The 11,899-nt window shown below is 65.4% G+C and carries 9 protein-coding genes and 1 tRNA gene; 1 reads left to right on the top strand and 9 read right to left on the bottom strand.

All coding sequences use genetic code 11. The features are described 5' to 3' along the window. Positions 1-100: 100 nt before the first annotated feature. The gene (locus ACZK4H_RS08620; protein ID WP_099554319.1) at positions 101-1,036 is read right to left on the bottom strand and encodes a helix-turn-helix transcriptional regulator; all 936 of its coding nucleotides are present in this window, start codon (positions 1,034-1,036) and stop codon (positions 101-103) included. A gap of 139 nt (positions 1,037-1,175) precedes the next feature. Between ACZK4H_RS08620 and ACZK4H_RS08615 the strand changes: the two genes are divergently transcribed. After that, entirely contained in the window at positions 1,176-3,506 is a 2,331-nt protein-coding gene (locus ACZK4H_RS08615) for a TonB-dependent receptor (RefSeq protein ID WP_197577832.1), read from the top strand. 119 nt (positions 3,507-3,625) lie between these two features. Here ACZK4H_RS08615 and ACZK4H_RS08610 read toward each other — a convergent pair. From ACZK4H_RS08610 to ACZK4H_RS08575, 8 genes are all read right to left on the bottom strand, one after another. Further along, a tRNA-Ser gene (locus ACZK4H_RS08610) sits at positions 3,626-3,718 on the bottom strand. Positions 3,719-3,796: 78 nt separating this feature from the next. Then, entirely contained in the window at positions 3,797-4,000 is a 204-nt protein-coding gene (csrA, locus tag ACZK4H_RS08605) for a carbon storage regulator CsrA (RefSeq protein WP_004152909.1), read from the bottom strand. Positions 4,001-4,147: 147 nt separating this feature from the next. After that, positions 4,148-6,796: an alanine--tRNA ligase gene (gene alaS, locus ACZK4H_RS08600; RefSeq protein WP_099551440.1), complete on the bottom strand. Its 2,649-nt coding sequence runs from the start codon at positions 6,794-6,796 to the stop codon at positions 4,148-4,150. Between the two features lie 109 nt (positions 6,797-6,905). Beyond that, a complete protein-coding gene (recX, locus tag ACZK4H_RS08595) occupies positions 6,906-7,397 on the bottom strand; it encodes a recombination regulator RecX (protein WP_005409024.1) in 492 nt (163 codons plus the stop codon). Between the two features lie 110 nt (positions 7,398-7,507). Continuing rightward, on the bottom strand, positions 7,508-8,545 hold the full coding sequence (gene recA, locus ACZK4H_RS08590; protein WP_049428133.1) for a recombinase RecA: 1,038 nt from the start codon (positions 8,543-8,545) through the stop codon (positions 7,508-7,510). Positions 8,546-8,749: 204 nt separating this feature from the next. Further along, on the bottom strand, positions 8,750-9,385 hold the full coding sequence (gene lexA / locus ACZK4H_RS08585; RefSeq protein ID WP_099551441.1) for a transcriptional repressor LexA: 636 nt from the start codon (positions 9,383-9,385) through the stop codon (positions 8,750-8,752). Between the two features lie 193 nt (positions 9,386-9,578). Beyond that, positions 9,579-11,261 (bottom strand): 2-polyprenylphenol 6-hydroxylase, encoded by a 1,683-nt coding sequence (gene ubiB, locus ACZK4H_RS08580; protein ID WP_099551458.1) that lies wholly within the window; start codon positions 11,259-11,261, stop codon positions 9,579-9,581. Positions 11,262-11,295: 34 nt separating this feature from the next. After that, positions 11,296-11,790, bottom strand: a complete 495-nt coding sequence (locus ACZK4H_RS08575) for a CinA family protein (RefSeq protein ID WP_099551459.1) — start codon at positions 11,788-11,790, stop codon at positions 11,296-11,298. Between the last annotated feature and the right edge of the window lie 109 nt (positions 11,791-11,899).

The following is an 11,899-nucleotide window of genomic DNA, read 5'->3' as shown; positions in this document are numbered from 1 at the left end:
CAGGAGGGAAAGGCTGGATGAGAATTATTGTCATTTGAGCGTGAGCACACGTATGCCCTAACGCAGCAGATGTATGCGCGCTGCCGGCGCTGATCCGGGGTCAGCGCAGCTGGCTGGGCGCGATGCCGTAGCGCGCACGGAATGCGGTCGCGAAATTCGTGGCATGCCGGTAGCCGACCAGATGCGCGGCCTGCTGCACGCTGCAGCCCTGCCGCAGCTGCTCGCAGGCCAGTTGCAGGCGGTGCTCGCGCAGCCAGCCGAACACCGAGCACTGGTACACCTGCTGGAACTTCAGGCGCAGGCTGCTTGGGCTCATGCAGGCCAGGCGCGCCAGATCCTCCAGGCAATGGTCGGCGGCCGGAGCCGCCTCCAGGCAATCCATCACCCGCTGCAGCATGCGGCGATCACGCGCTGAAACACGCAGGTCCGGCGATGCCTCCCGCGCAGGTGCGCCCAGCGCCAGGGCCAGCATCTGCAGGCCGATACTCTCGCACAGCAGTGCATGCATCGCCCCGTGCCAGCTGCCCGACAGCAGCTGGTCGGCGGCGTGCTCGAGGTGCCCCGGGACCTGCCAACCACGCAACCGCGGGTGACCGGTGCGGTGGGCGGTGGACAGCAGCTCGCTGATCATCGGGTCGTCAATCCCGTCGGGCGCGTCCAACGAGACATTCAGGCTGCGCATCCGCTGCCCTGCGGGATGAATCGCGGTCATCGGCGCCGCCTCGGCCAGCACCATCGCGCCTGCACCCGGGCTCATGCCGATCACCGCCTGCCCGGCCAACCGCGCCCCTGCACGTCCCTCCAGCATCACGATCACCGAGAAGGCCGGCGGCGACTCCGCGTTTGCCTCGAACGGCTGATGGGCGATCACGTCCGACAGCGCCAGGGTCATGCCCGGGCGCAGGCGACGCTGCTCCACCCTGCCCTGCACCACGCACTGTTCACCCGGCAGATCGGCGGCCAGCGCAGGCAGGCGATAGCGGAAGCCGCTGCTGCGGCCCAGGCGATCGAGGTCGGCAAGGGTGAGGTTGAGCATGATGGGACCAGGCGGGATCGTCCTGCATTTTCATATGCGAACCATTCTCATATCCAGCCCTTGCCGCAAGGCCCATTCCACCCTTGTCGATACAAATAGTTACGTTATAACATTTCACATCATTTTCACGGATCGTGCCATGCGTCGCCACCTGCTTACTGCTGCCATTCTGTTCGCCGTCCACTCCGCCCAGGCCGCGGACGAACCCACCCTACCCGCCCTCCGGGTCGAGGCCACCCAGCCCTCGCGCATCGACAGCCGGGTCACCGTCGACAACCCGCAGGCGCAGAACCGCACCCTGGGCAACCTGCTCGAACACGTCTCCGGCGTGCAGAGCAGCGCGTTCGGGCCGAATGCCGGCGCGCCGGTCATCCGCAGCCTCAGCGGCAACCGCGTGCAGATCCTGCAGGACGGCCAGTCCATCCTCGGCATGAACGCGATCAGCGGCGACATCAACATCCCGTTCGATCCGCTGTTCGTACGCAGTGTCACCGTCAACAAGTCTTCCGACACCGTGCGCTACGGCGGCAACGCGATCGGCGGCAGCGTGGAGATCGATCCGGGCCTGATCTCGCGCAGCATGGAAGACAAGGACCAGTCGATGGAACTGGTCCTGCGCAAGGGCTTCAATGCCGCCGACGCGCAGGGCTTCCGCATGAACTTCAACAACCAGCGCAACCTCTCGACCAACCTGCTGGTCTCGCGACAGCGCATCTCGCACTACGACATCCCCGGCAACAGCAAGGCCAGTGCCTGCAACACCCGACTGTTCCCGCCTACCGGCGGCGTCAACTCGGCGCTGGCCGACAGCTGCCAGAAGGAAGCGCGCGTGCAGCAGATCTACAACAAGGCCTCGCAGCCCTACATCGACCAGTTCATGACCGAGAATCCGGACTGGGCCGATGGTGATTTCTCGTTCTTCACCAACAACCCGACCTCGGTCTGGCAGCGCCGTACCTATATCAATCCGGTCAATCCTGCCTATGTCGCTGGCACGCCGTCGTACGTGCAGAAGCAGATCAACAACGACGTGACGCCCGATTACCATCACCGGTTGGGCAACAGCTACGCGCGCAATTCGCAGGTGGCGTTCGGGTCGACCCTGTTCTTCGAGCGGGGTTACGTGGGTGTCAGCATCGATGCCAAGGACAGCGAGTACGGCGTGCCGGGGTTCTCGATGCAGAACCTGTCGTTCGGTTCCAACTATGCCAACGGGCTGCCTGTGGGTGTGGTGATCAAGCAGGAACGCTACGCCCTGGAAGCCCTGCTGCGCGATCCGCTGCCGTGGTTCGAGCGCGCCGAACTGCGAGTCTCCAAGCTGGACAACACCTCGGGCGAGCGGCTGGGTGCCACCCGGGCCAACGACTACGATTTCGAGAGCACCCAGGCCGCGCTGCTGCTCAGCCATCAGCGCCTCGGTCCGCTCAGCGGCCTGCTGGGCTTCAGCCATCAGTCGCGTGATGTCACCGGCAGCGGCTCGCTGCGCTACCTGCCTGACGTCGACACCCGCAGCAACGCGGTGTTCCTGAAGGAGACGCTGGACTTCGGCTGGGCCAGTTTCGACGCTGGCGTGCGCCACGAGCGCGTTGACCATGACCTGCAGCCAAGCCGCTTCAAGACCGCACGCAATGCCGCCAACACGAAACTGCAGGACCGCGACTACCGGCTCAACAGCTACAGCCTGGGATCGTATGCCGAGCTCGGTCCGTTGTTCGCCGCAAAGGTGAGCTACTCGTCGTCGCAGCGCGCACCGGAGATCAACGAGTTGTATGCGAGCAATGCTCACTATTCGGTGATGACCCAGGAAGAAGGCAACCAGAACCTCGAGCCGGAACGCGCGAAGAACCTGGAACTGACCGGCCTGTTCCACCTCGGTGGTTTCGAACTGTCGGCCACCGCCTACCGGATGAAGTACGAGAACTATCTATACCTGGGTTACTCGGGAGTGCAGACCGCCAACCGCCTGCCGCTGAAGTACTGGAAACAGACCGACACCACGGTGAAGGGCTTCGAGATCGATGCCTCGCAGGCATTGGACCTGGGCCGCTACGGCACGTTGAACGTGTCCGCCTTCGCCGACCTGGTGAAGAACAAGGCCGATCACCCCGACTCGTTGCGTGCCCACAATGACGGCGAGTACCTGCCGAACATGCCGACCAATCGCTACGGCGCCAACCTGCAGTGGCAACGGGAGGGCTGGAAGGCGCAGCTGTCCAGCACCTACTACGACACGCAGAAGTACCTCGGCCGCAATGTCAGCGAGGAAGTGCCACTGGATGCCTTCAACCTGGTGGACCTGCAGGTCAGTCGTGAGCTGCCGGTACGCAACAGCTACATCGCCGGCATGGAGGTGTTCGTCAACGGCAGCAATCTGCTCAATGAAGAAGCACGCCCGCACAACTCGCCGCTGAAATACATCGCGCCGTTGCCGGGGCGTGGTTTCCAGTTGGGTGTGACGGTAAGGCTCTGAGCCGGGGCATCCGAAGCGCCATCCATTGATCTCTGATCAGTGGATGGCGCACCGGCAATGAGTGTCACCATAAAGAAAAACGCCTGCAGATCGAGGATCTGCAGGCGCTTCTTTGTATCTGGCGGAGTGAGAGGGATTCGAACCCTCGATAGAGCTTTTGACCCTATACTCCCTTAGCAGGGGAGCCCCTTCGGCCACTCGGGCATCACTCCGGGGTTTTCTCCGCGTCTGGTGCGTTGCACCTCAGCGGGGCGTGAATCATAACGTTAATCGAGTGCGAAGGTAAAGCGTTATTCGGCAGAATTTTCGCTACCGGTGCCACCGGCTTCGTCACCGCGCTGGATGCGCTGATAGATCTCTTCGCGATGCACAGCGACGTCCTTCGGCGCGGTGATGCCGATACGCACCTGGTTACCCTTGACGCCAAGCACGGTGACGCTCACCGAGTCACCGATCATCAGGGTTTCGCCGACGCGGCGAGTCAGGATCAACATTTTTGTAAGTCTCCATGGAACCGTGTGGAAGGGTATCCCCCACCGGCTTGACGCTCCGTCAAGAAGCGCTACCACGACAAAGGGAAAAGATTCGCAATGGTACCGTCAGCCGTCCCGCTCCTACAAGGAGGGGGACGGCCAGGTTCATCACAGGCGGGGGCTGACCCATTCGACGACTGCAGCGAGCGCAGTGGCAAGGGCGGGCCCGTCCTCGCCACCACCCTGGGCGAGGTCCGGGCGTCCGCCGCCCTTGCCCCCGATCTGACCGGCGATATGGGACAACAGTTCCCCGGCCTTGACCTTGCCCATTGCACTGCCGTTCACACCCGCGACCAGGGCGGCCTTGCCGTCCTGGGCACCGGCCAGCACGATCACCGCGTCGCCCAGCTGCTGCTTCAGGCGGTCCATGGCGTCACGCAGGGCCTTGGCATCGAAGCCCTCCAGGCGGGCCGCCAGCACCTTCACGCCAGCAACCTCGACGGCCTGGCCGGACAGGTCGGCCGTGGCACCGGCGGCGATCTTGGCCTTCACGGCTTCCAGTTCCCGCTCCAGCTGCTTCTGGCGCTGGCCGAGTGCACGGATCTTCTCGACCACGTCGGCGGCGCTGCCGCCGAGCAGTTCAGCGGCCTCGGCCAGGCGGGCCTCTTCGGCGTCCACGTAGTCCAGGGCGCCCTGGCCGGTGACCGCTTCGATACGGCGCACGCCAGCGGAGACACCGCCCTCGGAGGTGATCTTGAACAGGCCGATGTCGCCGGTACGGTTGACGTGGGTACCACCGCACAGTTCGGTGGAGTAGTCACCCATCTTCAGCACGCGCACGTGCTCGCCGTACTTCTCGCCAAACAGGGCCATCGCGCCGAAGTCCAGCGCTTCCTGCATGCCCATGTTGTGCACTTCGGCGGCGTTGTTGGCGCGCACCTGCTCATTGACCTTGCGCTCGATCACGGCCAGTTCTTCCGCGCTGATCGGCTGGAAGTGCGAGAAGTCGAAACGCAGGCGGTCCGGAGCGACAAGCGAGCCCTTCTGCTGCACGTGGGTGCCCAGCACTTCGCGCAGGGCGGCGTGCAGCAGGTGGGTGGCAGAGTGGTTGAGGATGGTGGCGCCACGGCGCTCGCCATCGACCTGGCCTGACAGCACATCACCGACCTTCAGTCCGCCTTCGGACAAGGTGCCGACGTGGCCATGGAACTGGCCGGCGAACTTCTGGGTGTCGTCCACCACCAGGCGCACGCCGCTGCTGGTGAGCACACCGGTGTCGCCGACCTGGCCGCCGGACTCGGCGTAGAACGGGGTCTGGTTGGTGATGACGATGACTGCGTCACCGGCATCGGCCGATTGCACCGGACGTCCGTCCTTGAGCAGGGCCAGCACGGTCAGGCCGTCGGCCTGCAGGCGGTCGTAGCCAAGGAACCGGGTCGGGCTCAGGGTCGCCACCAGCTCAGCCGGCAGGGTCACGCCACCACCGAACTTGCCCGCCGCACGGGCGGTCTCACGCTGCTGCTCCATCGCGGCATCGAAGCCGGCGATGTCGACCGTCAGATCGCGCTCGCGGGCGATGTCCTGGGTCAGGTCGAGCGGGAAACCATAGGTGTCGTACAGGCGGAAGGCGTCAACACCCGGGATCACGCCGTTGCTGGCCTTGCCGGCCACGTCCTCGAAGATCTTCATGCCGGCATCGAGGGTTTCCGCGAAACGCTCTTCCTCGGCCTGCAGCGCACGGGTGACGGTGTCCACCGCTGCCGGCAGTTCGGGATAGGCCTCGCCCATCTGCTCGACCAGGGTCGGTACCAGCTTGCTGAAGAACGGCTGGCGCACACCCAGCATCCAGCCATGGCGCAGGGCGCGGCGGATGATACGGCGCAGCACGTAGCCACGGCCTTCGTTGGACGGCAGCACGCCATCGACGATCAGGAACGAACAGGCGCGGATGTGATCAGCGATCACGCGCAGCGACTTGTTTTCCAGGTCGGCGGTGCCGGTCAGCTCGGAAGCCTTGCGGATCAGTGCCTGGAACAGGTCGATCTCGTAGTTGGTGTGCACGTGCTGCAGGATCGCCGCCAGGCGCTCCAGGCCCATGCCGGTGTCCACGCACGGCGCCGGCAGCGGCACCAGGGTGCCGTCGGGCTGGCGGTCGAACTGCATGAACACCAGGTTCCAGATTTCGATGAAGCGGTCGCCGTCTTCATCCGGGGAGCCCGGGGGGCCGCCCGCGATATGGTCACCGTGGTCGTAGAAGATTTCCGTGCACGGACCACACGGGCCAGTGTCGGCCATCTGCCAGAAGTTGTCCGAGGCGAACGGTGCGCCCTTGTTGTCGCCGATGCGCACGATGCGCTCTTCCGGGATGCCGACCATGTCCCGCCACAGCGCGTACGCTTCGTCATCGGTCTGATAGACGGTGACCAACAGGCGCTCGGCCGGCAGCTTCCAGACCTGGGTCAGCAGTTCCCAGGCCCAGGCGATCGCGTCCTTCTTGAAGTAGTCGCCGAACGACCAGTTGCCCAGCATTTCGAAGAAGGTGTGGTGACGTGCGGTGTAGCCGACCTGGTCGAGGTCGTTGTGCTTGCCGCCCGCGCGCAGGCAGCGCTGGACGTCGGCCGCGCGCACGTAGCTGCGCTTTTCCGCGCCAAGGAACACGTCCTTGAACTGCACCATGCCGGAGTTGGTGAACAGCAGGGTCGGATCATTGCCCGGCACCAGCGGCGCCGACGGCACGATGGTGTGGCCTTTGCCCTTGAAGAATTCAAGGAAGTCGCTGCGGATCTGGGAAGTCGTGAATTTGGCGGATGCGTTCATTGGGGGCTGGCAGTCTGCGGGCCGGCGGGCCCGGACCACCGGCCGCATTGGCCAGGGTCGCGAGGGACCGCCGAAAACCTAAAGGGTATCAGGCCCGGCGCCGCCAGTCTCAGTCATCCGGGTCGTAGCGGGTCGCACGGCGGATGCTGTCGCCGTCGAAGCCGCGTCGGGCCAGCAGATCGGCGGCCTTGCGCCGCTGGGTCAGGTCCTGCGGGCCGGCCTCGCCAAAGCGCCTGCGGACCAGATCACGGGCGTTTTCCTGCCAGTCGCCTTCGTAGCTGTCCATCGCGGCGGCAATCGCGGCACTGTCCAGGCCGTGGGTCCCCAGCTCGGCGCGGACATGGATCGGCCCATAACCGGTATTGGCGCGCATCCGCACCAGGTTTTCGGCGAATCGGGTGTCGTCCTGCCAACCGGCCTCGGTCAGCTTGGCGACAGCGGCCTGCGCGGCTTCGTCTTCGATGCCACGGGCGGTCAGCTTGCGGGTGAGCTCCTTGCGCGAGTGCTCGCGGCGGACCAGCAGGCCCAGCGCGCGTTGCACGGGGGTCTGCTCACGCGGCCGGCGTTTGCGGCCCGTCGGAATGTCTTCGGCGTCGGACATGGGTACTCCAAGGGTGGCGCCATCCGTGGCGCCCAGCCCATCCCTGGGCGATTCGAACCTGCGGGACAGGGCGACGTCACTGACGGCGCCGCCCTGCCCCACAGCAAGCCTTACTCGTCGTCGCCTTCGTCGTCGCCTTCCTCGCGGGCCGCTTCGGCCGGCTGGAATTTCTCGCGAAGCTCGGCCTCGAGCTTGGCGGCGACGGTCGGGTTGTCGCGCAGGTAGCCGCGGGCGTTGTCCTTGCCCTGGCCAATGCGTTCTTCACCGTAGCTGTACCAGGCGCCAGCCTTCTCGACCAGCTTGGCATCAACACCCATGTCGATCAGTTCGCCTTCGCGGCTGATGCCTTCGCCATACAGGATCTCGGTGATGACCTGCTTGAACGGAGGTGCCAGCTTGTTCTTGACGACCTTGATCTTGGTCTGGTTACCGATGATCTCGTCACCCTTCTTGATCGCGCCGATACGGCGGATGTCCAGGCGGACCGAGGCGTAGAACTTCAGCGCGTTGCCACCGGTGGTGGTTTCCGGGCTCTGGCCCGGCATCATCACGCCGATCTTCATGCGCAGCTGGTTGATGAAGATCACCAGGGTGTTGGAGCGCTTGATGTTGCCGGTCAGCTTGCGCAGCGCCTGGCTCATCAGGCGGGCCTGCAGGCCCGGCAGCTGGTCGCCCATCTCGCCTTCGATTTCGGCCTTCGGGGTCAGCGCGGCGACCGAGTCGATCACCAGGATGTCGACCGAACCCGAACGGACCAGCATGTCGGCGATTTCCAGCGCCTGCTCGCCGGTATCCGGCTGCGACAGCAGCAGGTCGTCCACGTTCACGCCCAGCTTGGCGGCGTAGATCGGGTCCAGCGCGTGTTCGGCGTCGATGAAGGCTGCGGTGCCGCCCAGCTTCTGGCATTCGGCGATGGCCTGCAGGGTCAGCGTGGTCTTGCCCGAGGATTCCGGCCCGTAGATTTCAACGACACGGCCCTTCGGCAGACCACCAATGCCCAGCGCGATGTCGAGCATCAGCGAACCGGTCGGGATGGCTTCGACGGGCTCGACCACGCGGTCGCCCATGCGCATCACCGAGCCCTTGCCGAACTGCTTTTCGATCTGGCCCAGAGCTGCAGCGAGGGCGCGCTTCTTGTTCTCGTCCATCGGATTGGTCCTTGCAGAGGTCGTGTCGTTGGAGGTGCTGTCTTTGGGGGTCTTCTTTGCCATGGGTTCACTTTAAGTCGGACGTATCGCACAGGCTGAGATTCTGCCCGGCGCTCTGAAAAGAATTATCGGACATCCGTACCAACCTCAGTGGAACCAGAGAATCGCCACAAAAGACCGCGGGGTAATGCGCTATGGAACGGGTCAACGGTTGGGCCGCAGCAGGCCGCAATAGAGGCCTTCGATCGCGAAGTCCTGGTCCGGCAGCACCTCGATCGGCTTGTAATCGGGATTGCGCGGCAGCAGGCGGATACGATCCTTGGCGATCTTCAGCAGCTTGACGGTGATCTCGTCATCGATGCGGGCCACCACGATCTGCCCGGAATGGGCGTCGCGGGTGCGGTGCACGCCGATCAGGTCACCGTCGAAGATGCCCTCGTCGATCATCGAATCGCCCTGCACCTTCAGCAGGTAGTCCGGCGCCGGCGAGAAGAACACCCGGTCCAGCACCACGAAATCGTCCGAGCCGATGTCGGCGCCGATCGGCAGGCCGGCCGCGACCCGGCCGAGCACCGGCAGGCGCAGCACGCTGTCGGGCAGGCCCGGCTCGGCCAGCGTTTCCACTGGCGGCGCCTGCACCAGGCGGATGCCACGGGCCTGGCCGGGGATGCGACGGATCGCACCGGCCTGCTCCAGGGCTTCCAGGTGGTACTGGGCCGCGCGCACGCCCTTGAAGCCGAACGCACGTGCGATTTCAGTCTGCGACGGCGGTGCGCCTTCGCTCTCGATACGCTCGGCGATCAACTGCAGGATCGCCTGCTGGGTGTCGGTCAGGTCCATGGTTAGTAGTATTACTACTAACATGTGGGACTGCAAGTGCCGGGGCGGGTTCTGTAGTGCCGAGCCCGTGCTCGGCAAGCGTCGCCGGGCTTGGCCCGGCACCAGGAGCAAAAGCAGCCGACCAGCGGTCGGCTCTACAGGAATCGCGGAGCGATTCCGCGCTTCCCGCTGGGAACCGCTGCGGTAAACACACTCACGTGTGTTTACCGCTTCTCCATATCGAGAACAGGATCCACACGCCGCAGAAGCCGGCGCCGATGAAGCCGCACACGCCCAGTGCCAGCAGCCAGCGACTGGAGACGCCGCCGACGCTGTGCATCACGATCGACGAGCCGATGATCAGCGCGGCGGTGACGATGCCCATCACCAGCCGGTTCGCGGCGCGGTTGACCTGCTCGCCGAACCCCTGCAATGCGCTGGTTTCCACCTTCAGCTGCAGGCGCCCACGGCGCGCCGCCTGGACCAGCTTGCGCAGGTCGCGCGGCAACTCGCCAGCGAAGTCGACCAGGCCCAGCAGGCTGCGGCGACCTCGCTTGAGCAGCGCCCTGGGCGCATAGCGCTGCAGCACCACCCGCTCCAGGAACGGGCGCGCGGCACTGGCCATGTCGAAATCCGGGTCGAGCTGCCGACCCATGCCTTCCAGGGTCAGGAACGCCTTGATCATCAGCGCCAGGTCGGCCGGCAGGGTCAGGCTGTAGCTGCGCAGCAGCTGGGTGATATCGCCCAGCATCAGGCCGATGCGCAGGTCCTTCAGCGGCACGCCACGATACTGATCAACGAACTGGCTGATGTCGTGCTGCAGCCGGTTCTCGTCCACTTCCACGCCACCGGCCCAGTCCAGCAGCACGTCGGCCACGCCCTGCGGGTCCTGCTCGACCAGCCCGTGCAGCAGTTGCGCGACCTGGAAGCGGCGCACTTCCGACAGCGCGCCGACCATGCCGAAATCGATCACGCCGATACGGCCGTCGCGCAGGTAGATGATGTTGCCCGGATGCGGATCGGCGTGGAAGCTGCCGTCCTCCAGCACCATCTTCAACACGATGTCCGCACCGCGCCGTGCCAGTTCGCGCCGGTCCAGTCCTGCCGCATCGACGCCGGCGAGGTCACGGCCGGGAATGCCGTCGACGAAGTCCTGCACGTTCAGGCTCTCGCAGGTCCACTGCCAGTGCACGTTCGGAATCAGGATGTCGTCGCGGCCTTTGAAGTTGCGCGCGATGCGCTCGGCATTGCGGCATTCGGCGGCGAAATCCAGCTCGCGGCGCAGCGATACGGTGAACTGCTGCACGACCTCGGCCGGACGATAGCGGCGCAGGTCTGGCAGCCTGGCCTCGACGATCTCGGCCAGGCGGGCCAGCAGCCGCAGGTCGGCCTCGACCACATCGCGGATGCCGGGGCGGCGCACCTTCAGCACTACCTCGCGACCATCATGCAGGCGCGCGCGATGGGCCTGCGCCAGCGAGGCGGCGGCCATCGGGGTTTCATCGAGGAAAGCGAACACGTCCTGCGGAGACGCACCAAGATCGGCCTCGAGCTGCTCGCGGATATCCGCGTATGGCAGCGCCGGCACCGCATTCTGCAGCTCAGAGAGCTCGGCGATCCATTCCGGCGGCAGCAGGTCGACGCGCGTCGCCAGCACCTGGCCGAGCTTGACGAAGGTCGGGCCGAGATCCTGCATCGCGCTGCGCACACGCACCGGTGCGGTCATCCGCAGCAGTTCCTGCCGCTCCTCGTTCCAGTGCAGCAGGCGCCCTGCCCGCTCCAATGTGCTGGCCAGGCCAATGCGCCGCACCACGTCGCCGAAGCCATAGCGGATCAGCACGACGGCGATTTCCTGCAGTCGGCCCAGGTCACGGACCGTGCCCAGCGTTTCCCACATCATGCGTGCTCCGGACGATTACCGGAGCAGCATGTCACAGCTGGGCGTCGATACCGCGCAATGCCGCTGCCACGGTTTGCCGGCGGATGGCTTCGCGGTCGCCATCGAACTGGAACAGCTCGGCGCGGGCATAGCCGCCACGGCGCTTCCAGCCGATCCAGACGCTGCCGACCGGCTTGTCCGGACTGCCGCCACCGGGGCCGGCGATCCCAGTCACCGCCACGGCGATGCCGGCGCCGGAATTGACCAGCGCACCGGACACCATTTCCAGCACGGTTTCGCGGCTGACCGCGCCAAACTGCTCCAGCGTCTGCGCACGCACGCCCAGCAGGCGCTGCTTGGCTTCGTAGCTGTAGACCACCATGCCGCAGTCGAAGAACGCCGAGGAACCGGCGATGTCGGTCATGCATTTGGCAATCCAGCCGCCACTGCAGCTTTCAGCGGTCACCAGCTGCAGCGAGGCCTGCTGCAGGCGCTGCCCGAGCGCGGCGGACTGGGTATTGAGTTCAGCGTCGGTGGGAATGGACATCGGCATGACGGTGGGGTGAAGAACCTGCACGTTGTACCGCAGATGACAGGCGGATGTCGCGGGCCTCCGGCGCGGTTGCGTTGCCGGCCAGCGGCCGGCACTACCAGGC

It is taken from the genome of Stenotrophomonas sp. 78350_Sma, from assembly GCF_056482105.1.
Note: the sequence above shows the minus strand (reverse complement) of the source record. Positions and strands in the feature narration are given on the sequence as shown.